The sequence below is a fragment of the Streptomyces netropsis genome (genome assembly GCF_014203545.1).
Lineage (GTDB): Bacteria > Actinomycetota > Actinomycetes > Streptomycetales > Streptomycetaceae > Streptomyces > Streptomyces netropsis.
The window spans coordinates 26,218-52,578 of sequence record NZ_JACHJG010000006.1 but is presented as its reverse complement, the minus strand read 5'-3'; the positions used below and the strand labels follow the sequence as shown (position 1 = coordinate 52,578).

General features: G+C 73.5%; 23 protein-coding genes and 2 pseudogenes. 14 read left to right on the top strand and 11 right to left on the bottom strand.

Annotation, left to right across the window (positions count from 1 at the left end; all coding sequences use genetic code 11):
* Nucleotides 1–31: 31 nt before the first annotated feature.
* Nucleotides 32–1,840 (bottom strand): S8 family peptidase, encoded by a 1,809-nt coding sequence (locus tag FHS38_RS16035; RefSeq protein WP_229821968.1) that lies wholly within the window; start codon nucleotides 1,838–1,840, stop codon nucleotides 32–34.
* An 18-nt stretch (nucleotides 1,841–1,858) separates the two neighbouring features.
* Nucleotides 1,859–2,137, bottom strand: coding sequence for a hypothetical protein (locus tag FHS38_RS16030; protein WP_184734237.1), 279 nt, complete (start codon nucleotides 2,135–2,137; stop codon nucleotides 1,859–1,861).
* Nucleotides 2,138–2,571: 434 nt separating this feature from the next.
* Here FHS38_RS16030 and FHS38_RS16025 point away from each other — a divergent pair, with 434 nt between their 5' ends.
* Complete coding sequence (locus FHS38_RS16025) at nucleotides 2,572–5,523, top strand: AfsR/SARP family transcriptional regulator (RefSeq protein WP_184734236.1); 2,952 nt, start codon at nucleotides 2,572–2,574, stop codon at nucleotides 5,521–5,523.
* A 291-nt stretch (nucleotides 5,524–5,814) separates the two neighbouring features.
* The gene (locus FHS38_RS16020; protein WP_184734235.1) at nucleotides 5,815–8,772 is read left to right on the top strand and encodes an AfsR/SARP family transcriptional regulator; all 2,958 of its coding nucleotides are present in this window, start codon (nucleotides 5,815–5,817) and stop codon (nucleotides 8,770–8,772) included.
* Nucleotides 8,773–9,010: 238 nt separating this feature from the next.
* On the opposite strand, the gene FHS38_RS16015 is transcribed toward FHS38_RS16020, so the two are convergent.
* Nucleotides 9,011–9,934: an MBL fold metallo-hydrolase gene (locus tag FHS38_RS16015; RefSeq protein ID WP_184734234.1), complete on the bottom strand. Its 924-nt coding sequence runs from the start codon at nucleotides 9,932–9,934 to the stop codon at nucleotides 9,011–9,013.
* A gap of 122 nt (nucleotides 9,935–10,056) precedes the next feature.
* On the opposite strand from FHS38_RS16015, the gene FHS38_RS16010 reads away from it, so the two are divergent.
* From FHS38_RS16010 to FHS38_RS15995, 4 genes are all read left to right on the top strand, one after another.
* On the top strand, nucleotides 10,057–11,034 hold the full coding sequence (locus FHS38_RS16010; RefSeq protein ID WP_184734233.1) for an AraC family transcriptional regulator: 978 nt from the start codon (nucleotides 10,057–10,059) through the stop codon (nucleotides 11,032–11,034).
* A 213-nt stretch (nucleotides 11,035–11,247) separates the two neighbouring features.
* Nucleotides 11,248–11,574: a putative quinol monooxygenase gene (locus tag FHS38_RS16005; protein WP_184734232.1), complete on the top strand. Its 327-nt coding sequence runs from the start codon at nucleotides 11,248–11,250 to the stop codon at nucleotides 11,572–11,574.
* A gap of 157 nt (nucleotides 11,575–11,731) precedes the next feature.
* A complete protein-coding gene (locus FHS38_RS16000) occupies nucleotides 11,732–12,649 on the top strand; it encodes a hypothetical protein (RefSeq protein WP_184734231.1) in 918 nt (305 codons plus the stop codon).
* Nucleotides 12,650–12,653: 4 nt separating this feature from the next.
* Nucleotides 12,654–13,007 carry a hypothetical protein gene (locus FHS38_RS15995; RefSeq protein ID WP_184734230.1) on the top strand — a complete coding sequence of 118 codons (354 nt, stop codon included), beginning with the start codon at nucleotides 12,654–12,656 and terminating at the stop codon, nucleotides 13,005–13,007.
* 17 nt (nucleotides 13,008–13,024) lie between these two features.
* Here the strand turns inward: FHS38_RS15995 and FHS38_RS15990 are convergent, their stop codons facing one another.
* Complete coding sequence (locus tag FHS38_RS15990; RefSeq protein WP_184734229.1) at nucleotides 13,025–14,191, bottom strand: MalY/PatB family protein; 1,167 nt, start codon at nucleotides 14,189–14,191, stop codon at nucleotides 13,025–13,027.
* 57 nt (nucleotides 14,192–14,248) lie between these two features.
* The gene (locus FHS38_RS15985) at nucleotides 14,249–15,031 is read right to left on the bottom strand and encodes a hypothetical protein (RefSeq protein ID WP_184734228.1); all 783 of its coding nucleotides are present in this window, start codon (nucleotides 15,029–15,031) and stop codon (nucleotides 14,249–14,251) included.
* Nucleotides 15,032–15,261: 230 nt separating this feature from the next.
* Between FHS38_RS15985 and FHS38_RS15980 the strand changes: the two genes are divergently transcribed.
* Nucleotides 15,262–15,924 carry an HAD-IA family hydrolase gene (locus tag FHS38_RS15980; RefSeq protein WP_184734227.1) on the top strand — a complete coding sequence of 221 codons (663 nt, stop codon included), beginning with the start codon at nucleotides 15,262–15,264 and terminating at the stop codon, nucleotides 15,922–15,924.
* 57 nt (nucleotides 15,925–15,981) lie between these two features.
* Nucleotides 15,982–16,728: a Mut7-C RNAse domain-containing protein gene (locus tag FHS38_RS15975; RefSeq protein ID WP_184734226.1), complete on the top strand. Its 747-nt coding sequence runs from the start codon at nucleotides 15,982–15,984 to the stop codon at nucleotides 16,726–16,728.
* A 41-nt stretch (nucleotides 16,729–16,769) separates the two neighbouring features.
* Here FHS38_RS15975 and FHS38_RS15970 read toward each other — a convergent pair whose 3' ends face one another.
* Nucleotides 16,770–17,474 (bottom strand): B3/B4 domain-containing protein, encoded by a 705-nt coding sequence (locus tag FHS38_RS15970; protein ID WP_229821967.1) that lies wholly within the window; start codon nucleotides 17,472–17,474, stop codon nucleotides 16,770–16,772.
* Between the two features lie 195 nt (nucleotides 17,475–17,669).
* Here FHS38_RS15970 and FHS38_RS15965 point away from each other — a divergent pair, with 195 nt between their 5' ends.
* The 4 genes and pseudogenes from FHS38_RS15965 to FHS38_RS15950 all read left to right on the top strand — a co-directional run.
* Nucleotides 17,670–17,861, top strand: a complete 192-nt coding sequence (locus FHS38_RS15965) for a hypothetical protein (protein WP_221495108.1) — start codon at nucleotides 17,670–17,672, stop codon at nucleotides 17,859–17,861.
* Nucleotides 17,862–17,992: 131 nt separating this feature from the next.
* Entirely contained in the window at nucleotides 17,993–19,147 is a 1,155-nt protein-coding gene (locus tag FHS38_RS15960) for a response regulator (RefSeq protein ID WP_184734224.1), read from the top strand.
* Between the two features lie 183 nt (nucleotides 19,148–19,330).
* Nucleotides 19,331–19,834: a DoxX family protein gene (locus tag FHS38_RS15955; RefSeq protein WP_184734223.1), complete on the top strand. Its 504-nt coding sequence runs from the start codon at nucleotides 19,331–19,333 to the stop codon at nucleotides 19,832–19,834.
* Between the two features lie 95 nt (nucleotides 19,835–19,929).
* A pseudogene (locus FHS38_RS15950) lies at nucleotides 19,930–20,920 on the top strand (AAA family ATPase); the annotation flags it as partial.
* Nucleotides 20,921–20,934: 14 nt separating this feature from the next.
* Here FHS38_RS15950 and FHS38_RS15945 read toward each other — a convergent pair.
* A complete protein-coding gene (locus FHS38_RS15945; protein WP_184734222.1) occupies nucleotides 20,935–21,768 on the bottom strand; it encodes a hypothetical protein in 834 nt (277 codons plus the stop codon).
* A 326-nt stretch (nucleotides 21,769–22,094) separates the two neighbouring features.
* Here FHS38_RS15945 and FHS38_RS15940 point away from each other — a divergent pair, with 326 nt between their 5' ends.
* On the top strand, nucleotides 22,095–22,592 hold the full coding sequence (locus FHS38_RS15940; RefSeq protein ID WP_184734221.1) for an anthrone oxygenase family protein: 498 nt from the start codon (nucleotides 22,095–22,097) through the stop codon (nucleotides 22,590–22,592).
* Between the two features lie 123 nt (nucleotides 22,593–22,715).
* Nucleotides 22,716–22,988 carry a hypothetical protein gene (locus FHS38_RS15935; protein ID WP_184734220.1) on the top strand — a complete coding sequence of 91 codons (273 nt, stop codon included), beginning with the start codon at nucleotides 22,716–22,718 and terminating at the stop codon, nucleotides 22,986–22,988.
* A 30-nt stretch (nucleotides 22,989–23,018) separates the two neighbouring features.
* On the opposite strand, the gene FHS38_RS15930 is transcribed toward FHS38_RS15935, so the two are convergent.
* The 4 genes and pseudogenes from FHS38_RS15930 to FHS38_RS15915 form a co-directional block, all read right to left on the bottom strand.
* Nucleotides 23,019–24,140 carry a thioredoxin family protein gene (locus FHS38_RS15930; protein WP_184734219.1) on the bottom strand — a complete coding sequence of 374 codons (1,122 nt, stop codon included), beginning with the start codon at nucleotides 24,138–24,140 and terminating at the stop codon, nucleotides 23,019–23,021.
* 66 nt (nucleotides 24,141–24,206) lie between these two features.
* On the bottom strand, nucleotides 24,207–24,818 hold the full coding sequence (locus tag FHS38_RS15925) for a TIGR03086 family metal-binding protein (RefSeq protein ID WP_184734218.1): 612 nt from the start codon (nucleotides 24,816–24,818) through the stop codon (nucleotides 24,207–24,209).
* 40 nt (nucleotides 24,819–24,858) lie between these two features.
* Nucleotides 24,859–25,281: pseudogene (locus tag FHS38_RS15920) on the bottom strand (YidB family protein); the annotation flags it as partial.
* Nucleotides 25,282–25,523: 242 nt separating this feature from the next.
* Entirely contained in the window at nucleotides 25,524–26,132 is a 609-nt protein-coding gene (locus FHS38_RS15915) for a trimeric intracellular cation channel family protein (protein ID WP_184734216.1), read from the bottom strand.
* Nucleotides 26,133–26,361 lie beyond the last annotated feature (229 nt).

Genomic DNA, 26,361 nt, shown 5'->3' with positions numbered 1-26,361 from the left:
CGTTCCCGGTTCGACGTTCACCGTCCGGCCGTCACCATCCGAGGACCGCGAACCGGCCCTCGAAGTCGACCGGGGCGCCCACGAGGTTGGTCACCTCGATCCAGTACGTCGCGTACGCGTCACTGGCCCGCTCGACCCGGACCCGCCAGCGGACCTGTGGGGCGCCCGGGCGGACGCTGGTCGGCTGGACCGTCCACACCACGTGCCAGTGGGCGGGCCAGTTGTAGGTGAACCAGCGGCCGGTCTGGTTGGCCGCCAGCGTGCCCCGGAACTGGACGCCGACCCAGGTGGCCGTCTGCAACGTGGCGGGTATGAGCTGCCGCAGATCGGGACGGTTGCCGATGCGTTGGGTGGCCGGACGGCCGGGCGCGTCCTGCTGCGGCGAGCCGGTGGCCCGCAACAGCTCCCGGGCGCGCGCCGGTGACAGCGGGATCCGGCCGTGGGCCCGCAGGACCCCCTGGGTGGAGGCCAGCGCGCCGACGACGATCGGCGAGGCACTGGAGGTGCCGCTGAAGTGGTCGGTGTACCAGAGGTCCTGGTTGGTGCCGCCCTGCAGATCGCCGTACCCGGTGGTGGTCACCTCCCGCCCCCAGCCCTGGGCGTCCACGCACGCACCGTGGTTGGAGAAGTCCAGCCGTGACCGGTCCGGGCCGTGGTTGGCGCCGTGCGTGCCCGGTGGCGGCGCCCCGGCGCCGACGATCACGGCACCGGCGTCCAGCGCGGTGCGCCGGAAGGGGTTGCGCCACCAGGCGGGGAAGCCGGGCTGCGGGGTGTCGTAGACGGCGGCGTCCAGGTTCTCCGCGCCGTTGCCCGCGGCCTCGACCACGACGATGCCCTTGTTGACGGCGTAGCGGATGGCCAGGAAGTCGTCCGGCCACCACTCGACGGCGATGAAGCCCTGTTGGCCGGAGCCGGTCGCGTTCGGACCGGGCCGGTGGATCTCCAGCAGGATGATGTCGCCCGGGCCGAGCCGGTCGGCCGCGTTGCGGATCGCGGTGGCCGTCGCGATGGAGAACGCCGAGGCGCTGGTCACCGCGTCGGGCGAAATGCCGGTGACGCCGAGGGTGTTGACATCCCCGCCGATCTCGCCGAGGACGGCCGTGCCGTGGTTGACGAAGGCGGTGTCGGTGCTGCCGGTGCCGGAGACGATGCCGCCCTGGTTGTTCAGCAGGTCCTCGTGGGTGAAGCGCCAGCCCCACTCGCAGTCGATGACCCGGACCCCCGCGCCCCGGCCGCCCGGTCGCGTCCAGGCGTAGCGGGCGTCGATCCCGCCCGGCGCGGCGTCGAGATAGCCCTGGCGGGCGGTGAAGTCCGGGGTGACGGGCGGGGCGTCCGCCAAGGCCGGGACCATGTCGTTGAGGGGCGGGCCCGTTTCGCTGTCGGTACCCGATTTCTTCGATGCCTTGGCCGTGCTCTCCCGGGCCGCGAGCTGCGCGCCGGGTTTGACGTAGGCGGCTTCGACGGCGTCCGAGGAACGCAGTCGCTCGGCGAGTTCCTCCAGCCGGTCGGCCGGAGCCGTCACCTGGTAGAAACGCGCCATCCTGTCGATGATCTCGCGCGCGTCGTCGTCGAGGGGCGGTGCGTCCGTCGCCCGCTCCGCTCGGGCGAGCAGCCTGTCCTGGTCCGCGCCGAACAGCGGACTGATGACGACGTCCGCGTCGGCGGCCACGGCGTGCAGACCGCTCACCGAGACGTCCGAGTCGGCGCTCGCGCCGGTCGGAGTGATCCGTACCCCCGCACCGGCGCGCGTCACGCACACCAGCTCGGCGCGCCCGAAGGGCGATCGGGGCGGAGGAGCCGTGCCGCCCCCGCCGTTTCCCGCACCTGTTCGCTGTGCCACAGCACTCTCCTTCGCCCGTTACGGAAGGTCTGCCGGTGGTTTCACATAGGCGGCCTCGACGTCCGGGCGGGCGCGCAGGGCCGCCGCGACGGCCTCGGCGTCCGCGCCGGCGGGGACGCCGACCCTGAGCCACCGTGCCGAGTCCGGGTCGCCGCCCGGGTGCAGCGGCTCGGCGGTGACGCCGAACCGCCGCGCCAGCCAGCCGTGCACGTCCGCCGGCCGCGCGGCCCCGACGGGCCCCGTGAGCTCGGCGGGCGACTGCGTACGAAGCTGGACGACGATTTCCGCCTTGGCCATGGGCAACCCTCCGTGTGCCCCTGGTCCCGTGCCTGCTGCTCGGCCACTGGGCCCGGCCGAGATTAGTGAGCGCCTCGTCACCTGCCCGTCACGGCGGCGTCACCGCGGCGGCCGAGCGCTGCCGGAGGGACCACGAGGGGCGTGAAGGGTCGTGAAAGGGGTCGCGAGGGGTTCGCGAAAGGCACCGGGGAAGGGCCGTCGGGGGGCGGGCCTCACGGATTTCGCCCCCTGTCCGGATGTCGAACATTGGCTGAATACGCCCCTATGAACCCCTCGTGACCTGCGCGTTCACGGGTCGTAAAGCGCCAGTCGAACAGCACGGAGTTACGATTCGGCCCTAAGCGCGTGCCGGGGGAATCGCGTGAGGAGCACAGAACGGGGAATCGGGTGCTCGGTCGGGAACGGCCCGCGTCCGGCGGTCTTGGGGGGCAGGCATGGTCAACGACGGTGGCGGGCTGACGTTCGCCGTACTCGGCCGACTGCGGGCCTGGCGCGACGGCGAGGCCTTGGAGCTGGGCTCCCCGCAACAGCGGACGCTTCTCGCGGAGTTACTGCTGCGCGAGGGGCACGCCGCCTCGGCCGCCGAGATCGTGGACGCGATCTGGGGCGAGAAGCCGCCGCCCCGCGCCGTCGGGGCGCTGCGCACGTACGTCTCCCGGCTGCGCAAGCTGCTCGAGCCGGGGCGGGGGCCGGGCGTGGCCCCGCGGCTCCTGGTGTCGGTGTCCGACGGCTACGCCCTGCGGGTGCCCCGGGAGGCGCTGGACGTGGCCCGGTTCGAGGACCGGGTGGCCGCCGCCGCCCGCGCGCGGGCCTGCGGACGGCTCACGGAGGCCCGTGACCTGCTGAGGTCGGCGCTCGCGCTGTGGACCGACGAGCCGTTGCTCGGCCTGACCGGTGCCCAGGTGCGCTCCCGCCGCGACCGGCTGGCCGACCGGAGACTGATGGCGCTCGAGACCCGTCTCGAACTCGACCTGGAGCTGGGCACCCCCGAGCCCGCCCTGCGGGAGCTGGCCGAGCTGACCGCCCGGCACCCGCTGCGCGAGCGGCTGTGCGCGCTGCGCCTCCTCGCCCTGCACCGCGGCGGCCGCCGCGCCGAGGCGCTCGCCGTGTACGAGGACACGCGCAGGGCCCTGTCCGAGGAGCTCGGCCTCGAACCCGGCCGCGAGCTCGTCGAGATCCAGCGGCGCATCCTGGCCGCGGCACCGGGCGAGCCGACCCCCGACACCGGCCCGGCCGCCCCCGGGGAGCGGGCCGTCCCCGCACAACTCCCCGGCGACCTGGCCGATTTCACCGGCCGCGGGGAGACCGTCGCCGAGCTGTGCCGTGCCCTCCTCCCCGAGCGTCCGCAGGCGGTCGTCACCGTGGCCGTCTCCGGCATCGGCGGGGTGGGCAAGAGCGCCCTGGCCGTGCACGCCGCCCACCGGGTCCGCGAGGACTTCCCGCACGGGCAGTTCTACGCCGACCTCCAGGGCACCGGGGAACGCCCGGCGGACCCGGCCGCCGTCCTCGGCTCCTTCCTCCGGGCGCTCGGCGTGGACGACGCCGCCGTCCCCGACGGACTGGCCGAGCGGGCCGCGTGCTTCCGCACCCAGCTGGCCGACCGCCGGGTGCTGATCCTGCTGGACAACGCCCGGGACGCCGACCAGGTCCGACCCTTCCTGCCCGGCACTCCCTCGTGCGCCGTACTGATCACGAGCCGCGCCAAGCTGGGCGACCTGCCGTCCGCGCGCCTGATGGACCTCGACGTCATGACACAGGGGGAGGCGATCACCCTCATGGGGCGGGTCGTGGGCACGGACCGCACCGAGGCGGAGCCGGAACCGGCCGCCCAACTGGTCTCCGCCTGCGGCCTCCTGCCGCTGGCCGTACGGATCGTGGCCGCCCGGCTCGCCACCCGCCCCACGTGGACCCTCGCCACCCTGAACGACCGGCTCGCCGACCGGAAACACCGGCTGGCCGAGCTGCGCGTCGCGGACCTGGCGGTCGAGGCCGCCTTCGCGCTCGGCTACCACCAGCTCGACGAGCGGGCCCGGCGGACCTTCCGGCTCCTGTCCCTCCCGGACGGTACGGACATCTCGGCGGCCGCCGCCGCGGCGGTCCTCGGCCTCGCGGAGCGGGAGGCCGAGCCACTGTGCGAGGCGCTCGTGGACGCCAGCCTGCTGGAGTCCCCGGCGCCCGGCCGCTACCGCTTCCACGACCTGCTGAGGCTCTTCGCCCGCGAACGCGCGGAAGCCGAGGAGCCCCCGCGGGAGCGAGCCGACGCGCTGCGCCGCCTCGTGGAGTTCTACGTCGCCACGGCGCGCGCCTCCCATCTGCTCACCAGCCCCGGGGCGGGTCGCCGCGAGGTCGCCTCCCCGGCGGCCGACCGCACCTTCGACAGCGCCGACGCCGCCCGCGACTGGCTCTTCGCCGAGGCATCGTGCCTGTTCGCGGCGGTGGGCCAGGCGGTCGAGGCCCCGTGCCCCGCCGTCGCCCCCGCCGCCGACCTGCTGCTCATGATGGACGGCCTGTTCGAGTACGGGGCACACGGGCGGGAGTTCGAGCAGGCCGCCCGGGCGGTGATCGCCTGCGCGCTGCGGGTGGCCGACCGGCGCAGCGCCGGCCGCGCGTACCTCGTCCTCGGCTCCGTGTACTACCACGCCGACCGGCTCGCCGAGCTCGTCCCCGTCTGCCGGGAGGCGCTGGCGCTCAGCCGCGCCGCCGACGACCCGCTGATCACCGCCGACTGCCTGGTGCAGCTGGCCCGGTGCGACCACCACATGCGCCGTCACGAGGCGGCCCGCGAGCGGCTGTCCGAGGCCCTGGCCGTCTTCCGCGCGAACGGTGACCGGTTCGGCGAGGCGAACGTCTTCGGCGCGCTCGGCCGGGTGTATCTCGCCCTCGGCCACGAGGAGCCGGCCCTCGTGGCGACCGAGGAGGGCCTGGCCCTGCACCGCGCCCTCGGCAGCACCCACCTGGTGGGCCACGCGCTGTACCAACTGGGCATCGTCCTGGCCGGCACCGGCCGGACCGAGGAATCGGCGGCCAGGCTCACCGAGGCGCTGACCCTCTTCGGAGCACACCGCAACCGGCTGTGGGAAGGGCTCACCTTCTTCCGGATCGCCGAGAACGACCTGGCCGGCGGGGCCCCGGAGCGGGCCGCCCGCCACGCGGAGCAGGCCGTCGCCGCGTTGGAGGGGATCCGGGACGCATGGGGTCACGCCAAGGCGCTCGCCGTCCTCGGCCATGCGCTCGACCTGTTGCACCACCCCGACCGGGCGCGGGCGAGCCGGCTCGCCGCATACGAGATCTTCCTGCGCCTGGGCGTCCCGGAGGCCGACGACCTGCGGGTACTCCTGGGCCGTGGGAGCGCGCGCGAGGAGGCGACCGTGCGGCCCGTCGACTAGGGCCTGACCGGCGGACCTCCGTGGACCGGCGACCGGCATTGGGGGTACCTCCCAGCGGTAGCTGGGGGAGCATGCGATCACAGGGCGGAGGACCGCCCTCGTACCAGGCGCACGCGGGCGACCTTCGACAACGCGGCGAGCTCCCCCGGCCACCGCCGGGAGGCGGCCCCGATGCCGGGCGCCGGGACCCCGCGAAGATCCACCGGGCAGGCCCTGATCGCAGCTCCCACGGCCGAGGCTCCCCCGCTCCCCCCACCAGAACCCCGGCTTCCCCGAACCACGGAGAACACCATGACCGCGCCCCCCGTCCTGGACCCCGCCCCGAACGGCCCGCCCGCACTCCGCTTCGCCGTGCTCGGCCCGCTCCGGGCCTGGCACGGCGAGAACGCACTGCCCTTGAACGCACCCCGCACCCAGGCCGTGCTCGCCGTGCTCGTGCTGCGCGCGGGCAGACCCGCGTCCGCACGGGAACTCATCGGCGCCGTCTGGGGGGACGACGCGCCACCCCGCGCGCTGGGCGCGCTGCGCACCCACATCTCCGGGCTGCGGCGCCTCCTCGAACCCGGACGCGGCCCCCGCACCCCGGCCCGCGTCCTGGTCTCGGCCGAAGGCGGCTACGCCCTCCGCCCGGGGCCCGGGGCCCTCGACCTCGCCGTCTTCGAACAGCACGCCGCGGACGCCGGGCGGGCTCGCGCCGCCGGGCGCCTGGAAGAGGCGCGCGAACTGCTCGACTCGGCGCTCGCCCTGTGGGCCGGAGCACCTCTGGCCGGGGTCCCCGGCCCGTACGCGAACGCCGAGCGCACCCGCCTCACCGAGCGACGGCTGACCGTGCTGGAAGAGCGCTGGGAGGTCGAGACCGAACTCGGCGGCCACACCGCGGCGATCGCCGCGCTCGGCGTGCTCGCGGCCGAACACCCCTGGCGGGAGCGGATACAGGAACTGCTGATGACCGTGCTGTACCGGGCCGGCCGCCAAGCCGACGCGCTCGAGGTCTACGCCCGCGCCCGCCGCGCCCTGGCCGACCAGCTCGGGGTGGAGCCGGGCCCCGGCCTGGCCCGTCTGCAGCGGCGCGTCCTCGCCGCCGAACCGGGCCCCGCCGACCCCGCCGGCCTGCTGCGGCTCGTGGCACCCTCCCCGCTCCCGGCGCAACTGCCCTATGACACCGAGGACTTCACCGGACGCGAGGACAGCGTCGCCCAGCTGTGCGCGGCCCTCGACAGTAGCGGGATCGTGGCACTGAGCGCCATCAGCGGCATGGGCGGCGTCGGCAAGACGACCCTCGCCGTCCACGTCGCCCACCGGACGCGGGACAGGTTCCCCGACGGCCAGCTCTACGCGGACCTGCGCGGCACCGACCCCCGGCCCGCCGAACCCATGCACGTACTCGACCGGTTCCTGCGCGCCCTGGGCGTCCAGCCCGGCCACATCCCTGCGCTGCCCGACGAGCGGGCCGCCCTCTACCGCTCCCGGCTCGCCGACCGCAGGGTGCTCGTCGTGCTGGACAACGCCCGCGACCTGGCCCAGATACGCGACCTGCTGCCCGGCTCGCCGGGCACCGCCGTGCTGCTGACCAGCCGTTCGCGGCTCGCCGGGCTCACCGGCGCCACCCTCGTGGACGTCCGTCCGATGGTGCCCCGGGAGGCGCTGGCGCTCCTCGCCCGCATCGTGGGGGAGGAGCGGGTGAACGCCGAGCCGAGGGCCGCGGCGGAGGTCGTCGAGTCCTGCGGCGGACTGCCGCTCGCGCTGCGCATCGTGGCGGCCCGGCTGGTGGCCGGCCCGGACCGCACGCTCGCGCAGGCCGCCGCGCTGCTGGCCGACGAGCGGCGCAGACTCCGCGTGCTACGGGCCGAGGACGCGGCGGTGGAGACCACGTTCCGGCTGGGCACGGGCCTGCTCGACGACGAACAGAGCCGCGCCTTCCGGCTGCTGGCCCTGCCGGACGCACCCGAGCTGACGCTGCCCGAAGTGGCGGCGGTCCTGGACCGGCCGCGGCGGGCCGCCGAGGACCTGTGCGAATCACTGGTCGACCTGAGCCTGCTGGAGTCCCTCTCACCCGGCCGCTACCGCTACCACGACCTGCTGCGGCTGTTCGCCCGCCAGGCCGCCGCCGACGAGATGCCGGACGGCGAGCGGACCGCGGCGCTCACCCGGCTGCTCCACTTCCTGCTCGCCACCGCCCGCAACGCCCACCGGACGACGATGCCGGACGACGTGTTTCCCGGGTTCCCCGGCGACCCGGCGCCGCCCTGCTCCGCCGGGCTCACCTTCGCCACCCAGCAGGAGGCCACGGGCTGGCTGGTGGACACGCAGGTGTCCCTTCTCGGCGTGATCGAACAGGGCGCACGCGACACGCGGGTGCCGCTGGCCGTGTGCGCCGATCTGCTGGTGGCCGTGGACCCGCTCGGCCGGATGGGCGTCCGGCCGTACGGGCTGGAGCGTGCCGCCCGCGCCGTGTGCGAAGCAGCCGAACGGGCGGGTGACACCAGGGCGGAAGCCCGCGCCCGGTACATGCTGGGCGGCGCGATGAGCCAGCGCTTCGAACTCGACGCGGCCGTACCGGAGTTCGACCGGGTGGTCGAACTGTGCCGGGCCGCGGGGGACCGGGCGCTGCTGGGGCCCGTACTGATCGCGCTCGGCGGCTGCGCGCTCGCCCGCCGGGACTTCACCACCGCGCGCGACATGCTCACCGAGGCGCTCGCGCTGAGCCGGGCCGTGCACAGCCGCGGCAGCGAGGCCTACGCCCTGGGATTCCTCGCCATCGCGCGGCTGGCGACGGGGGAGTCGGAATCGGCGGTGGCGACCGGCCGCGAGGCGGTCGCCATCACCCGCGCGACGGGCGACCGGGCCGGGGAGGCGAACGCGCTGCACAACCTCTCGCAGGTGTGCCTGTGGACCGGCCGCACCGAGGAGTCCTTGGACTGCCTCCACGAGAGCCTGCGGCTGTGGCGGGAGACGGGCTCCCTGTACCGCGAGTCCCTGCTGCTCGGGGCGCTCGCCCAGGCGTACAACTTCGCGGGCCGCCCGGCGGAGGCCGCCGAGCACGCCGAGACGGCCCGCGACATCGCCGAGCGGCACGGCGACGGCTATTTCCTCGGCCGCGCGCTCGCCCAGCTCGGCCACGCCCACGAGGCACAGGGGCACCACGCCGAGGCGACGGTCTGCTTCCGGAAGGCGTACGACATCTTCCACGGCCTCGGCCTGCCCGACGCCGACGACCTGGCCCCGCACCGGCCCGCCGGGGCGGGGTGAGCGGGGTCGCGCCCGGCACGGGGCTCCTGTCGGGGAGGAGCCCAGCCCGTGGGCCGGCCGCCTGCTTCTCCAGTTCGGCCCGGGCTCTGACGAGGGAGTCGTGGTGGAGCTCCGTCTCGACGCGGTGCCGCCGGCCGTGCCGAGGGTGAGCGTCGGAGTCTGCCGACCCGGCCCCGGACGGTGGTCCGGGGCCGGGCCCGCCGGACCGGCGGCGCCCGTCCGGGCCGTGGCACCGGCGTCAGCGGGTCCGGTCGAACGCCGCCCAGCGCTCCAGGGCGAACTTGCTTCCCTCGCGGCGGATTTCGGCCGCACCGTGGCCCGGCAGATGCGCCGGGAACACCAAGGAGCCGGTGTCGGCCGCCTGTTCCAGGATCCGGCGGCGCGACCGGGTGGCCTCCTCCTGGTCCTCGCTCAGGCAGGTGTCGCAGTCGGGTTCCACGAACTGGAGCGGGCTGTGGACGAGGTCGCCGATGAAGAGGGCGCGCTCCGTGCCCGACGCCAATTGCAGTACCGACGAACCCGGGGTGTGCCCCGGGGCGAGCCGCAGACTCAGATGGGCGTCGATGCGGTACTCGTCCTCCCACAACAGCGTCTGACCCGCCCGGTGCACCGGCGCGACGCTGTCCTCGAACATGTCCCCGCCGGCCGCCGCCACACCGACACCGCCGAGAGAACCCCGCTTGGGGTGGTTGTTGACCGGATTCCAGTAGTCGAAGTCGGCCTTGGCGATCACATAGGTGGCGTTCGGGAAGGTGGGCACCCACTCGCCGTCCACCAGCCGGGTGTTCCAGCCCACGTGGTCCGAGTGCACATGTGTGTTCACGACGACGTCCACGTCCTCGGGACGGACCCCGACGGCGGCCAGCTGCCCGAGGAAGTCGGTCCGCAGGTGTGACCAGGCGGGCATGTGCGGCCGGGGCTTGTCGTTGCCGATGCCCGTGTCGACGAGGATCGTACGGCCCTCACTGCGCAGCACCCACGTCTGCACGTTGGCTATGAGGTCGTCGGTCTCGGGCTTCCAGAAGTCCGGAGTCAGCAGCGACGCGTTCTCCCGCCACATCTGCGGGGTGCTGCCGGGAAAGATGGCGGGGGTGGGAGCGACCGGTGCGTGCCATTCGACGATGCGGGTGATGTCCACCGCGCCCAAAGTGATTGTCTGCATGCCCTCGACGTTAGAGAGCAAAGACGAGACGGCCAATAAGTGATCGTGCTCGATCTATACGCCATCGTCTCGACAGGGGCCGGGTGAGCGGAGCGCGACGCGGTCTTCCGCATACTCGCCTCATGGACGTACTCAGCGACGCCGTCGCCGCCCTGCGCACCGGACGGCCCTATTCGGCGCTCTCCGGCCGGCACGGACGATGGCGGACGGACATCGAGCCCTTCGCGGGCGCCGGATTCCACGTGGTGCTGCGGGGGAGCTGTCTGATGCTGCCCCACGGTGGCGGCGAGCCGATCCCGCTCGCCGCGGGCGACGTGGTGTTCCTGCCGCACGGCACGCCCCACGCCCTGACCGGCTGCGACCCGGCGGACACGGCCGACGCGGTGGACGTGCCCTGCGACGGCACGCGGACCGACCCGTCCCACGCCCCCCTCGTACTGCTCTGCGGCGCCTACCGGCTGGACCAGACCCGGGCGCACCCGCTGCTCGCCGACTTTCCCGAGGTCATCCACCTGCCCGCCCACCACGGACGACACCCGTCGCTGCGCGCGACCGTCACCCTGCTCGGCGACGAACTCCGGTCACCGGGGCAGGGCACGGACGCCACCCTGCCCGCGCTGCTGGACCTGCTGCTGATCTACCTGATGCGCGCCTGGTTCGACGAACGGTCCGCCCTGCCGGGCACCGGCTGGTGCCGGGCCCTGGCGGACCCGGCCATCGGCGCCGCGCTCCGCACGGTCCACGACGACCCGGCGCAGCCGTGGACGGTGGCGGACCTCGCCGCCCGGGCGGGCCTGTCCCGGGCGGCGTTCGCCCGCCGGTTCACCTCCCTCGTCGGCAGGCCGCCGCTGACCTACCTCACCTGGTGGCGGCTGACGCTCGCGGCCAGCCTCCTGCGCGAGACCGACGCACCCCTGGCAGCGGTGGCCCAACGGGTCGGCTACACCTCGCAGTTCGCCTTCGCCACGGCCTTCAAGCGCGCCTACGGCGTCTCCGCGGGCCGCTACCGCCAGGAGCGCCACGACGACCACCGGCACATCAGCGACTGGGCGATGACCACGACCACCACCACCGAGGCACGGCAGCTCGTCCCCGCGTGAGCCGCGGGCCGGGGGCCGGGGGCCGGGGGCCCGTTTTCCGGCAGGGCCGGAATCCCCGGCCTTCCGCTGCGCGGGCCGGTGCCGCGCCCGGCACGATGGTGGGGGTCGTGCCGGGCACGTCCCCGCCGGCGCCGGCGGGGCGCCCCCGCGTCACACGCGTGGGCCACCCGGCCCGGCCACCGAGCCACCGTCCGGAAGCAGCGGGAGCATTCCATGATCTTCATCGTCGTCAAATTCACCGTCCGCCCCGAGCGCAGCGACGAGTGGCTGACGCTCGTCGACGACTTCACCCAGGCCACCCGGCGGGAGCCGGGCAACGTCTTCTACGAGTGGTCCAAGAGCGTGGACGACCCCCACCAGTTCGTCCTGGTCGAGGCGTTCAAGGACGCCCAAGCTGGCGAGGAGCACGTGAACTCCGAGCACTTCAAGACCGCCATGGCCTGGATGCCCGACGTGATCGCCAAGACGCCGGACATCATCAACGTCGAGGTCCCGGGCACCGGCTGGGGCCCGATGGCGGAGCTCACCCCGCGCGGCTAGGCCAAGCGAACGCACCCGGGCGAGGGGCCCGGTCCGGAGGACCCCGGACCGGGCCCCTCGCCCGTTCGGCCCCCGAGCACGGGCCGCATCCGCCGCGCCGCCATAGCGTCGGGACGGAGCGGGACGCCGACGGTGAAGGAGACGGATGATGTTGCGGGTGGATGTCGATATCTTCTCCGGCCGTCCCAATCCCGCGTGGGTCGTCACCGACGAGGACGCGGCGGGCGCCCTGCTGGAGGAGATCGCGGCCGTGGCGGAAGAAGCGGTCGGCCTGTCCGGAGCGGGCTACGGCGGTCTCGGCTACCGCGAAGTCGTCATCTCCTCGATGAGCGACGACGAGTCCTGGCCGGAACCCCTGCCGCGCACGTTCACCCTCGGCACCATCGGTGCCCCCGATCCCGGGCGCTCGGCCGAGCTGGCCCGACGGATCGTCGCGGACATGCCCCGGTACCGCGCGTTCAAGCTGCCCGGGCACGCGGAGACCCCCCTCGACGACGCGACGCGCGACCTCGTCCTGGAGCAGATGGACCGGTTCTTCCAGGACCCGCCGGAGTGGTTCCGGCCGCCGCTCTTCCCGTCGAACTCCCTGCGCACCACCATCAGCGAGGACGAGCCGATCGACGCCGGCTGCTTCTACGAGGTGAGCGAGTTCAACCCCGACTTCTGGAACCGCCCGGAAGTGCAGCCCTACAACAACTGCTACAACTACGCGCGCAACTACCGCACGGACACCTTCGCCCAGCCCGGCCGCGCCCACGGCGCCCAGACCGACGTCATGGCCTGCGCGGACGTCTCCCGGGCCGCGCTCGCCGACGGTCTGGTCCGCCGCTTCGACTGCCTGCCCGACAGCGAGTACCCGCGCCGCCTCATGGCCCTCGTGATCTGGCCCGGCGTGGACTACCACTGGTACCGCGAACAGCGCGGCGACTTCTGGGGCCACAAACCGGGTTCCACGGCCGCACGGAACTACGACAACAGAGGCGCCCTCATCACCAACCCCGAGACCTGCGACCGAGGTGGCTACACCGACTTCTGCGGGTACTTCTACGCGGGCAAGTCCGTGGTCATCAACTGAGCCGGTGGCCGCCGACCGATCGGAGCGGCGAGCACCGGTGATCGTGGAACTGGGCATCTTCAGCGGCCGCCCCGATCCGCGCTGGCCGCTGGACCCCGGCGCGGCGGCCGAGTTCCGGGCGCTCCTCGCCGGACTCGCCCGGGAGGACGCGAACCCGCCGCCGGCCCCGGGCCTCGGGTACCGGGGGTTCACGGTCACGGACTCCGAAGCGGTCAGGCAGGTGTTCAACGGCCGGATCACCGGTGGCGACGCGACGCTGGCCGACCCCGGAAGAACCGTCGAGCGCTGGCTGCTCGGCACGCTCCCACCGGAGTTCGAGCCTCTCAGGCCCGTCGTGTCCGCCGCGATCGACGGCTGACGGCCCAGCGGCCCGCCTCAGCCCCGCTCGAGCGCGGCCGCCATCCGCCGCACCGCCTCCGTGATCACCTCCGGTGACGTGGCGAGGTTCAGCCGTACGTGCCCGGCCCCTCCCGTGCCGAAGCCGATGCCGCTGATCAGCGCGACCCGCCCCCGTTCCAGGAAGAAGGCGGCCGGGTCGTCGCCCAGGCCGAGCGCCCGGCAGTCCAGCCACGCCAGATAGGTGCCCTCCGGGCGCTCGTACCGCACGTCCGGCAGATGACGCGCCAGCAGGTCGGAGAGCAGCCGCCTGTTCTCGTCCAGGCCGGTCAGTACCGTGTCGAGCCACTCGCCGCCGTACCGAAGGGCCGCGGTGTGGGCGATGATGCCGAGGTGGCCGGGGCCGTGGCTCACCTCGTAGGGCAGCCGGGCCAGGTCGTCCGTGGCGGCCGGGCCCGCGACGGCCAGCGCCGCCTTGAGCCCCGCCAGATGCCACGCCTTCGACGCCGACATCAAGGAGAACGCCCCGCGCGCCCCGGGCACCGACAGATACGGCACGAATCGGGTGCCCGGCATCACCAGGGGCGCGTGGATCTCGTCGGCGACGACCCGCACGCCGTAGTGGTTCGCCAGCTCCGCCAGGGCTGCCAGCTCCTCCGCGGTGTGTACGGTGCCGGTCGGATTGTGCGGACTGCACAGCAGATACGCCGCGCGCCGCCCACCCGCCACCGCCTGCCGGAACGCGGCCTCCAGGGCGGCAGGGTCGATCCGGTGCCCGTCGCCCAGCGGCGCCTCGAGCACCCGCCGGTCCATGTGCTCCACGAACGGGAAGAACGGGGGATAGACCGGAGGACTCACCACCACCGCGTCCCCGGGCCCGGTCACCAGCTTCAGCATCTCGACGACGCCCAGCATCACGTCCGGCACGATCGCCGTCCGCTCCGCCACCACCCCGTCCCAGTCCCACCGCTGCCGCGCGAACGCGTCCAGCGCCTCCGCGTACCCCGTGCCCACCGGGTATCCCGTATCGCCCAGCGCGATCGCGTCCGTCAGCGCCCTCACGACGGGCTCGGCGACCGGCACGTCCATCTCGGCCACCCACAGCGGCAGCACGTCCGGCGGGTACGTGCGCCATTTGGCGCTCGTCCGCAGGCGCAGTTCGTCGAGAGAGAGCTGGCGCAGCGGGTTCTTCTCGTCGTACGGCATGGGGCCATTGTGCGCGGTGCCCGGCGGTAGGGGAACGTGACTGCGACGACACGGAGTTCAGACGGCGCGTCCCTCGTCCCCCTCGTCCGGGGCGGGGCCCGCCCGGTCGTCGAGGACGATGACCACCTGGGGGCCGTAGCGGTCGGCGGAGTCGGTGTTCTCCAGCGCGTCGGCGATCCGCTGGTACAGCTCGGTGGCCATGGCCAGGTCGCCGAGCTTCGCGGTGTCCTCTTCCCGGGAGGTACCGAAGAGGGAGAGGAGCACGGCGATGAGGCTCCGCCCCGACAGGGTGACCTCCACCCGCCCCTCGTGTTCGTCGTCGACCGGGCCGGGCGCGCGGAAGTGCGGGTCGCGTGCGGTCTGTTCGAGGAGGAAGGCCCAGGTGTCGCGGTGGCAGACGAGCTTGGCGGAGGAGATTCCGGCAGCACGCCGGAGCAGCTTCCGAAGCCGCACGGGGTCCGGGGCTTCGGCGTCCGTCTCGTCGAGGGTGATCACGGGAGGGGGCAAAGGCTGTGCACCCCTCGGCGGCGCCACGGGAGGATCGGTCTGCCGCTCGGCCGGTTCTGCTGGAGGCGTGGTGCGGGCGTCGACGAGGTCACTCAGGGCCGCACAGCAGGCGCGGAGTTGCTCGATCTCCCCGAGGGCTTGGTCGAGCTTCCTGTGCAGCTGCCTGTGGTCCTCACGCAGCCAAGCCCCGTCGGCGGCGATGGTCTTCGGCAGCCCCGCCAGCTTGCCGAGGGAGGTGCGCAGATCGGTGAACCCGGCGCCGAGAGCGCTGAGGATTTGTTGGCGTGTCGTGTGGGCGTCGTTCAGGATCGTGCCGGTCTTGATCCAGGCCATGACGCGGACGTCCCCCTCCTGTATCCGCCGATGTCGCCTACATCTCTATCCGTACGGTCTGGGCCGGACACGCGACGTCCGTCCCCGATCCACACCACGCGCGTCACCGCCCGTCACTCCACGGCTGTGGGGCCACGCGGCTCCCATGCGTCGTTGACGCCGGTGGCGACGGCCCACCACGATCGGGCACACAGCGTGAACGATGGTTGTTCCAGGGTGAGGAGCCGCACATGTCCACTCCGCAGTCCGGTCACGGGGCCACCCCGACGAGCAAGGGCCTGATCCTCGACTTCGGCGGGGTGCTGACGACCTCCGTCGCCGCCTGCACCCGCGCCTTCTGCCTGCGCGAGGGGCTGGCCCCGGACGCCTTCTCGAACGCCGTCTCGGTGGATCCGGTGGGACGTGAACTCTTCGCGGACCTGGAGCGCGGGTCGATCACCCAGGAGGAGTGGAACGAACACACGGCGGCCCTCCTCGGAGTCGACCCGGCCAATCTGCTCGGCCGGGCCCTCGCCGACCTGCGTCCGGAGCCGACGCTGACCGGCGCCGCGCGGGCCGCACGGCGGGTCGGGGTGCGGGTCGGTGTCCTGTCCAACAGCCTCGGCTCCGAGCCGTACGACCCGTACGCCGGGTACGAACTCGACACGTCCTACGACGCGGTGCTGCTCTCCGGCCGCTACCGGATGCGCAAGCCCGACCCCGGGCTCTACACCATCATGCTCGGCCTGATGGAACTCCCCGCCGAGGCCTGTGTGTTCGTCGACGACTCCGCCCGCAACCTCACCCCCGCGCAAGAGCTCGGGATGGCCGTCGTCCGCGCCACCGAGCCCGCCGAAACGGTGGCCCGGATCGAGGAATTGCTCGGCGTCGACCTCACGGGCCAGGTCCGTTGATCCCCGACGGCGATGCCCGGCCACCGGCGCGCGCAGTGTGAATGGCATCCTGAAGAGGTGAACGGACCCGAGATCCACATCAGCGTCGCCCCGGAACTGAAGCTCTTCGTCGCCGCCGAGCGGCGCGGCGAACGGGCGAGGGTCGTCACCGACGGGGTGTCGACTCTCGGGCACGTCGTCGAATCGCTCGGCATCCCGCTCACCGAGGTCGGCCGGCTGCTCGTCGACGGCCGCGAGGTGCCGGTGGCGCACGTGCCGGGCGCGGGCGAGTCCGTCGAGGTGCACGCCGTCCCGCGCCCGCAGCCCGTGCCGGGAGCGCCGCTGCGGTTCCTGCTCGACGTGCACCTCGGAACCCTGGCCCGGCGGCTGCGGCTGCTGGGGGTCGACGCGGCGTACGAGGCCGAGGACATCGGCGACCCGGCGCTGGCCGCGCTGTCCGCCGCCGAACGAAGGGTGCTGCTCTCCCGGGACCGGGGCCTGCTCCGGCGCCGGGAGATCTGGGCCGGGGCGTACGTCTACAGCGACCGCCCCGAGGAGCAGCTGCGGGACGTGCTCGGCCGCTTCGCGCCGCGACTGGCGCCGTGGACCCGGTGCACCGCGTGCAACGGCGAGCTGCGGGACGCCGACAAGGAAGCCGTCAGCGAGCTGCTGGAGCACGGCACGCAGCGCACCTACGACGTCTTCGCGCAGTGCACCGCCTGTGACCGCGTCTACTGGCGGGGTGCGCACCACGAGCGGCTCGAGGCGATCGTGGAGAACGCGGTCCGTGAATTCGGGGCCGCCGAAGCCGGGCTCAGGCCCTAAGGCCTGCCCGGCCGTGGCCCCGGCTCACACCGGGCAGGGGCTCACACCAGGCGGGAGCCGGTCCTCACGCCCGGGTCACCGGCGACGAGCGCCGAGACCAGGGCCTCACCGGCGGCGGCCAGGGCCTCGTCCGTCAGGGGGGCGAGCGCGTCGAGGATGAAGACGGCGCGGGTGGTGTCATGGGAGAGGCGGGTGCGGGTGCACTGGCGCCAGTTCCAGCGGCGGCAGGTGACGCCCGCGTCGTCGCGCCACACGACCTCGCCGGGTTCGGGATGCTCCACGACGGGCTCGCCCGCCGCGGTGGTCTCGAACCGCTCCGTGCCGTCGGCCCGGGTGAGGAACGCGGACCCCCGGTAGTGGTCGAGGTCCTCACCGCCCAGCGGCACGGCGTGGGCGACGGAGATCGCGTTGTAGATGTCCGTGAGGCGGTCCACCCGGGGCAGCCCGGCCGGCACGCGGCGCAGCAGCCCGTCCACGCTGGGGCGGGTGCGCTGCGGCTTCGCGCCGAAGTCGCGGAACGCCTCACGCCAGGCGGCCACGTGCGGGTGCGGCCCGGCGGCCCCGTCCCCGGTGTACGCACGGGCGGTCGCCTCGGCGGCGGCGAGCAGCTCCTCGCTGAAATCGTCGCTCGGCCCGGGCCGGAGCCCTTCGGCGACGATGACCAGCGCGCGGTAGTCCGGCCGCAGCTCCCGCACCTCGGGGTCGATGGCGACGGTGTCGAGCCACGTCTTGATGTCGGGTGTCACGTCTCTCCTTGCCTGCACGTCGTCGTTCATTTCAATGTACCAGTAGGTCATTCTGTTGAACTACCCCCTTTTCTGTTGCCGCTCCCGGTGTTGCCGCGCGCAACACCCGCCCGGTGCCCGACGCTGTGCTCGTCCCGGCCGGTCGTCGTGCCCGGGCCGAGCCGGGCCGGTGCCCGGCCGAGGAACGGGAGGTCCGTGGTGAAGGGTTCGCTGTTGACGCCGAGATCGGCGCTGGTGCTGCTGCTCGGGGTGCTGACCGGGCTGGGGGCGGGGGTGCTGTCGGGGCTGGCCGGGGTCGATGCCGCGCGATGCGTCCTGTTCGGCGGTGCCGTATTCGGCGCGGCGGTGTCGTTCTTCGACCGCTTGGTGGCTGATTCCGATGCCTGAACGGACACGGAACCGCTCCGGAGGGGTCGCGTGGGAGGGTGGTCACCACCGGCCGGCGGTGACGGTGGCGTCGGCGGTGACGGCCGCGCGGGAAGAACACGGGCGGCCGTGGCGCGGGGACGGAGCTGGGCATGGGTGAATTGCGGCCGCTGGCCGACGGGCTGACCGACGAGTGCCGGACGTTCGCACAGACACTGCGCGAACTGTTCACCGGACTCGGGGTGTCGGTCCGCCGGTACGCCGCGCGCCGGTTCCGGGACGCGGGCACCATCTCCCGCTATCTGAGCGGTACGCGGATCCCGCCCTGGGAATTCGTCCTCGACCTCTTCGCCGACCTCGCGGAGGCACGCGGCACCGCGGTCACCCCGGCCGCGATCGAGCGGGTCCGGGAGCTGCACCGGGCGGCCGTCCGCACCAGCGGATCACCCGCGCACGCCATGGAGCTGCTGGAACACCAGCTGGCGGACGCCGACCGGGAGTCGAGGCGGTCCACCGTGCAGGAGGACGTACTGGGCGACGCCCTGCTCGACCGGCAGCACCGGATCGCGGATCTCGAGGTGCGACTGAGCCAGCTGGAAGCGGCGTGGGCGGCGGAGCGCACCCGCGCGGACGAGCTGGAGATGAACGTCCCCGACCGCGAGGAGCTGGTCCAGGAGCGCGACAAGCTCCGCCAGGACGTACAGCGGCTCACCGAGGAGCTGGAGGACGTACGCCGGCGCGGGCTGCTGGCGGAGGAGCGCTGCCTGCTGCTGGAGAGGCAGTTGGCCATGGTGGAGGCCCAGCAACCGCCCCCGGCGCGGGAGGACCGCCACCCGCCCCACGCCGAGACCGCACCGGTCACCCCCTCGGGGTCCTATCCGGGCCCCCGCCCGAAGATCCTCATCGTCGACGACCAGCACAACAACCTGCTCGCCATGACGGCCGCCCTGTCCACCCTCGACCAGGAACTGGTGGCCGCGTCCTGCGGGCAGGAGGCGCTCAAGGCCCTGCTCGACCACGACGACTTCGCCGTCATCCTGCTGGACGTACAGATGCCGGAGATGGACGGCTACGAGACGGCCGCACAGATCAAACGCCGCGCCCGCAACCGCGACATCCCCATCATCTTCGTCACCGCCATGGGCATAGACGCCGAACACTCCTCGCGCGGCTACGCCGCCGGGGCCGTGGACTACATCGCCAAGCCCTTCGACCCCTGGGCCCTGCGGGCCAAGGTCTCGGTCTTCACCGAGATCTTCCTCGAACGCCGCCGCTACCACCGGCGGGAGTACGCGCGCGAGCACTGACACGGGAGGGGTGCGGCCGGACGCGTGGTAATGCCGGGGAAGTACGGCTCAATTCACCTGCCGTACGACGCGTGTGCGAGGAGAATGGGCACTCTGGCAACAGACGCTCGCTCTCGCCTCGCGGCCGGGACACGACGGACGGCTTCGGGGCTACCGGACATCACTCGACCGAGGAGCCCGATCATGCCCCCGTCACTGCCCACGTCCCGCACCGCCACCGCGTCCTCCCCGGCGGGCGCACCCGCGTCGGCTCCGGCCGCCCGGCTCGGTGAGCGGCTCGACGCCGCCCGTCCCTATGTCCTGTCCCTCTTCCGCATCGTGGTCGGCCTCCTCTTCCTCTGCCACGGCGCCGCGTCGCTCTTCGGCGTCCTCGGCGGTGCGGTCGGTGCGGACGGCGGCACGATCGACGCGGGCACCTGGCCGGGCTGGTACGCCGCCGTCATCCAACTGGTCGGCGGCGCCCTGGTCCTGCTGGGCCTCGGCACGCGCACGGCGGCGCTGATCTGCTCGGGCTCGATGGCGTACGCATACTTCGACGTGCACCAGGGCACCGCCCTGTGGCCGTTGCAGAACGGCGGGGAGGCGTCGGCGATGTTCTGCTGGGCCTTCCTGCTGCTCGTCTTCACCGGCCCCGGCGCGCTCTCGGCGGACCGCGTCCTCGACCGTGAGCGCAGACACAAGGCATAGACCCCACACGCGGTGCCGCCGTGGGCCTGCGCCGCCCCGGCGGCGACCGCCGTGTGTCCCGACGGCGGCCGCTACGGTGGCCGCCGCCGCCCACGCGCGTCACCGGCCGGCGCCTGGCCGTCCGCCTCGACGAACTCCTCGCCCGCACCCGCCGCTTCCGCGACGAGCGGACCCCGGGCTTCCGCGCCTACCGCCGGCGGCGCGACGAGCTCGTCGCCGCCGAGCGCGCCCGGCGGCGCATCGAGGAGTTCGCGCCCCAGGTGATGAGCGCCTTCGTCCGCAACCGCCTCCTCGACGAGGTCTACCTCCCGCTGATCGGCGGGAACCTCGCCAAGCAGCTGGGCGCCGCGGGCGACGCCAAGCGCACCGACAACAACGGTCTGCTGCTGCTCGTCTCACCGCCGGGCTACGGCAAGACGACCCTCATGGAATACGTCGCCGACCGGCTCGGACTCCTCTTCGTCAAGGTCAGCGGACCGTCTGGAACGGCCGGAAGCACCTACGACCTGCGGGGCAAGCGCTTCGCCGTATCCATGGCCGGTAACCCCTACACCGAGTCCGGCGGGCGCTTCCGCATCCCCGACATGGTCGCCAACCGCGCCGACGTGTGGAACCTCGGCGACGTGCTCTCCGGCAAGGAGGAGGTCTTCGCGCTCAGCTTCATCGAGAACGCCCTGACCTCCAACCCCGTCCTCGCCCCGCTCGCCGGGCGCGACCGGGCCGACCTGGAGCTGCTGATCCGCCTCGCCGAAGGCGACCCGGCCGCACGGGCGGACCGCCTCGTCCACCCGTACGCCCCGGCCGAGCTGGACCGTGTCCTCGCCGTCCTGCGCCACCTGCTCACCGCGCGGCGCACCGTCCTGGCCGCCGAAACTGCGCGGCACGCTGACCCCCGAACAAGCCGCCCGCCGGGCCGCGATCGCGTCGGCCTACGTCCGCACGCAGGCCCTCGGCGGCCCCGACGACGACCCCCTCACCCGCGCGGTCGCCGCCCTCGGCCTGCTCGCCGACCGTGTCGCCGCCGTGGAGAGCGCCATCACCCGGGCGAGCGCCCCGGGCGCCGGGACCGACGCGGGCAGACCCTGACCGGCCCGAAGCCGTCAGACCAGGGAGGGCCGCGACTCGTACAGCCGGGTGTGATAGCGGCCGTCGGCCTCCAGCCCGGCGGGGTCGTCGCCCGCGAGGAGCACCCGCTCGACGGCGGCACTTTGCTCCGCCACCGTGGTGAACAGCCGCTGCGGATACGTCCGGGAGGCGTCCGTACGCGTCGTCAGGCCGCGGGCCTCCAGGCTGGCGGCGACCTGCTCGTACGGGACGGTGCGCAGCACGAACGCGCTCACCCACACCGGACGCCGCGTCCACTCCAGCAGTGCCTCGAAGGTCCGGTGGGTGACATAGCCGACGCCACCGGTGACCGTGATCAGCCCGGTGCGCCCGAGGGCCCGCTGCAACAGGAGGCTGGGGGAGGCGCTCTCCAGGTTCTCCGCGTACGCCTCGTCGAGCAGGCCGACGGCCAAGGCGTAGCGGACGGCGTTGTCCGCGGCGTCGAGGCCGATGGCGGGTGACGCGTCCGCGCGGCGCCGGGAGGCGTAGAACTCCTTGTCGCGCTCGATGAGTTCGGTGGTGGTGAGGGAGTCCGCCTCCGGACCGGTGTAGTGGTGGTAGAGCTCGGCGAGTGAGACGTCGTGGTTGAGGAGCGCGGCGTTGATGCCGTAGGAGCAGCACACGTCGAGCACGGTGACGGGGCCCTCGCCGTCGTCCGTGCCGATCGCGGCGCGCTCGGCACGGGTGCGGCGGAAGACGTCCTGGGCGTGGTGGGGGATCTCGTATTCCAACGGGCCGAGCCGCCGGAAGTAGGCCCGGGGGTCGGGCTCGTTGTAGATGTCGTGGAACCATGCCTTGCCCGTCGTGTCGCTGCTCCGGCTTTCGGCCATGCGCGTACCTCCGGGGGATGGTGGACAGCTCTCCTGCGCGTGCCTAACGGACCCGTGGCAGGGGCCGATAGGCCGCAGGGCTGGAACCGGTCAGGAACATGGTCCGCGCTTTGACGGCCGGAAACTCCGAAGTGTCCGAAACATACCTCGTGTGGGGTACCTCAAAGGGGGCGGGCACGCCGCACCGTGCTGCACACACGCGCCGGACGGCGAAAGCGGTGCGGCCCGCCCCCGTGGTCACACCCGATACGGGCTCCTGGGGGGCATACCTTGGCCGACAACCGCCCGTGCCCCTTCGGGCCCAGCCGACCGGAACGGACTCAACCATGGGAACATTTCAAGCCGTCGCCCTGATGGCGGCCACGATCACCGTCGGACTCGTGGCCGGGCTGTTCTTCGCCTTCGCCTGTGCCGTCATGCCGGGGCTGGGCCGGTCCGACGACAGGGCGTTCGTCGAGGTGATGCAGCGGATCAACGTCGCGATCCTCAACGGGTGGTTCCTCTTCTGCTTCCTCGGCGCGCTGGTGTTCACCGCTCTGGCCGTGGCGCTGCACTTCCGCGCCGACGGGCGGGCGGCGCTGCCGTGGACCATCGCCGGCCTCGTCCTCTACGCGGTCGTCCTGATCGTCACCGCGGCGGTCAACGTACCGCTCAACAACCGGCTGGAGGCGGCCGGACCACCCGACCGCATCGCTGACGCGGCCGCCGTCCGCGAGCACTTCGAGGCCGTGTGGGTCCGCTGGAACCTCGTCCGCGCGGTGGCCTCCACGGCGGCCTTCGGCGCTCTCGCCTGGGCCCTGGTGCTGCACGGCCGGGCGGCCTGATCCCCGTCGCGTGTTCACCGGCCGGACTTCCCCGGGGGAACGGGCGGTGGTAAACGGTGAGGCGAGCCACCACCCGGTGCGCATGTCGCCCGGCGTGAACCCACGGCCGTGAAGGAGCGCTCCATGCGCAGGACCGTCGCACCGCTGGCCACATTCCTGCTGGCCTGCGCCGCCGTCCTCTCGGTCGGCGGCGGCGCCTCGGCACACGAAAGACCGGCCCCGGCCGCCGCCGCACCGGACGGCGGCCAGGAGTGCGCGGACGTCTGCTTCACCGTATGGCTGCCGGTCCGATGTGTGTTCTCGAACGGCTATACGGCCCGGTTCAGCAACCGGTGCTTCGCCGAGATGCACGCCTGCCGGCATCACCTCGAGATCGTGAGCTGCCACCGGGTGTGAACCCCGCCGGTGGCGCCCATGCCCGGAGTGCTACGCGGAGATCTTGATCCCCGCGGCGGTGAGCCATTCGGTGATCCGCCGCGGCGGCCAGGCGCCACTGAAGCGGAAGACCTCGGAGCCGTCCCGCATCAGGACGACGGTGGGAACGCTCAGGGCGTCGAACCGTTCCTGCGCCCACTCCGCCTCGTCCACATCGATCTTGACGCCGACCAGGGCGCCCCCGCACGCGTCGACGATGTCCTCGAGGACGGGCGTGAGCAGTCCGCACGGGCCGCACCACGGCGCGGTCAGATCGATCAGCACGGGCACGGGACCCGCCAGCAGCCCGTCCAGGTCCGCCTCCCGGACGATGTCGCGGAGCACCCCGCCGCGTTCCTCGGCGACCGACTCCAGTTCCTCGTCCATGTCCTCGTCCAGGACCGCGGCGTCGGCGGCGGCGCGGGCGAAGACGGCGGCGTTCTGCGGGGGCGCGGAGATGCCGTTGACCGCCAGGCCCGTGGCCAGCAGGCGCTCCAGCACCGCGAGGTCCAGGTCGTGGCCGGGACGTTCGGCCACGGACAGGTCGGTCAGCGGGGGAGCGAGCGTGAGCACGGCGTCCGCCAGCGCGTCGTCGACCGGGGTGTTCTCGATGGTGAGGGTGCCCAGGTTGTGCCGGCCCGCCAGCTGCCGGAGCGAAGCGGGCTCGAAGGCGCCGCCGCCGCACAGCACCAGGGAGTCCAAGGAGGCGAGGGTCTCGGATCCGGCCAGCGCGGCCAGCCCCGCGCCGGTGAACCGGGGGGAGTCCAGGACCAGGTCGCCCAGCGAGGACAGACCGCCGAGCGCCCGCACCCCCTCGTCGGTGAAGTCGCCCGCCACGACGAGGGTCCGCACCCCGCGCAGCTTCCCGACCGACCGGAGCGTCTCGTCCGTCGCGCCGCCCAGGTCCACCACGACGAAGGTGTCGGGCGGCAGCTGGGCGAGGTCGGCCAGGCTGTGTCCGTCGGCGTCGGCCGCGTAGACGAGCTGGGCTTCGGCCGGGACCTCGACCGCGCCGCGGGGCGCGACCTCGACCGGGCCGCCCTCGCCGTCGGCCTCGGGCGTGGAGGGTTCGTTGTAGTAGACGACGGTGCCGGGCAGACCCTGCTCGGGGAAACGGACGACGCGAGTGCTCATGGGCCCCATGCTAAACAGCCGACCCACCCTTCCCGGAAGGGCGGGTTCCGTGGCGGCCGGGGCCCGTCACGGTTCAGGCCGCCGCCACGAGGGGTCGCGTCCGCTGAGCCCGATGACCCGGTCGAGGAGCGGGGCGTCGGCGGGGACGTCGACGACCGGGCCGAACGCGCTGCCACGGGCGGCCTGCTGGTCCGGTGCGGCCATCGCGGAGACGAACGACATGCACGCCTCCAGCTCCTCCGCGTCGACCTCGAACGGTAGTCCCATGGCGCGGGCGACGTCCCAGCCGTGCACGACCACCTCGTTGAGGGCGACCCGCCCGGCCAGGTCGCCGGGCAGTTCGATGCCCCCGGCACGGGTCGTGCCCACCCAGGCGGCGGGTGCGCGCCAGGCCTCGGCGAGCGTGGCGAGTTGGGCGGGGATACGGGTGCGCCAGTCGTCGCCCAGCCGGGCGGCGTCCCCGGGCGCTCCTTGGGCCGATGCCTGGCCGCCGGATCCGGTGGTGTCCTTGGTGGCGGCGGCGGTGAAGGCCAGGGCCAGCCCGCCGACGTGGTCGACGAGGTCGCCGAGGGTGTACCTCTCGCAGGGGGTCGGGGCCGTCAGCAGGCTGTCGGGGACGGCGGCCACGAGGTCCGCCAGCCGCCGGGCCGCCGGCCCGAGGTCGAACATCACCGTCATCGTCGGCTCCTTCGGCGCTCGTCCCTTCGGTGGCCGGCTCTCAGAGCCGCGCTTTGATCAGGTCCTCCAGCGAGCCCTGCGGCACCTCGCCGTCGGGAGTGAGCTTGTCGACCGCCTCCGGCAGGGCCGCGGCGAGCTGGTCGGCGGCTTCCTCCGGCGCGATGCCCGCCTGCTGTGCGACCCGGTCCAACGTCTGGTACGGCAGGGCCTGCGCGACCTCCGCGCCGGTGATCGCTTCGTTCGCGCCCGCGCCCACCCAGGACCGGGCCTTGCCCTCGAGACCGCCGTCCCGGAGTTCGCTCAGCAGCGCGGCGAGCGGGTTCCCCCCGCCCTGCCCGCTGTCACCGAGCGTACCCAGGAGGGCGGCCAGCAGATTGCCCGTCCCGCTGCTCCGCCCGCCGCCGAGCAGCCCGCCCAGCAGACTTCCCAGGTCGTCATCCGCCATGTCCCATGCCTTTCCCGGTCGCGGGCCGGGTGGCGGCGCGCGGAGCGGCCGCCACCCGACTCATGTCAACCGAGGCCTACCCGTGGCGGCAGGGTCCGGCCTGGTGAGCGGGTCATGTTCACTCGTACGTAGCCGGTGGCGGCCCGGCGGGGCCCGCCGGGCGACGGCGCGGGCGCGACGCCGAGGCGGTCCGGTGAGGCGGTCCGGCGAGGCGCGCGGCGCCAGGACTCCGTCAAGGGTGGCCGGCGCGGCGCGGCCGTTCAGCGGGAGGAGCGGGCGCGCGGCAGATGGAGGCCGTAGCGGATCGCCCCGAGGCGCAGGGCGAAGACGGTGCCCGCCGAGATCACCGTCGCGGTGGTACCGCCCGCCCCGGCCCAGTGCAGCAGCTGGTAGCAGACGGCGCCGGCCAGGGCGGCCGTCGCGTACACCTCCTCGCGCAGCAGCAACGGCGGGAGCTCACCGCACAGCACATCGCGGACAACCTCGCCGGTCACCCCGGTGAGCACGGCCAGGATCAGCACGGCGAACGGGGTGACACCCGCGTCGATCGCCGCCCGGGCGCCGATCACGGTCACGACGGCGAGGCCCACCGCGTCCACCACCATGAGCGAGCGCTGCGGCAGCTCGCGGTAGCGCAGGAAGACCATCGTGGCCACGGCCACGCATCCGATGACCGTCAGCAGAACCCAGTCGTGGGTCCAGTACAGCGGGTGCCGGTCGAGGATCAGATCGCGCAGCGTGCCGCCGGAGACCGAGGCCGCGAAAGCCAGGACCAGACCCCCGAACGGGTCGAGGTCGGCCCGGTGCGCGGCCATCACTCCACTGGCCGCGAAGGCGGCGATGCCTATCAGATAGAGGACGTGCAGCATGGCCCGTTCCGTTTCGTGATCGCGTGGGGCTGGGGAACGGACGTCGTCGTCCGGTACGAACCCGCCGAGTCAACCAGCGTCCGGGGCCGCTCCACCTCCGCCATTCGGCCAGAACGGGGGTGGCCGAAGGTATGAGAGAGCCGTGCCGTGGACCACGCGTCCTGGCGCGAAAACGACGTCGGCCCTCAAGGAATCGTCCGTAACGGCAGGCCTGTTGCGTTCGAATGGC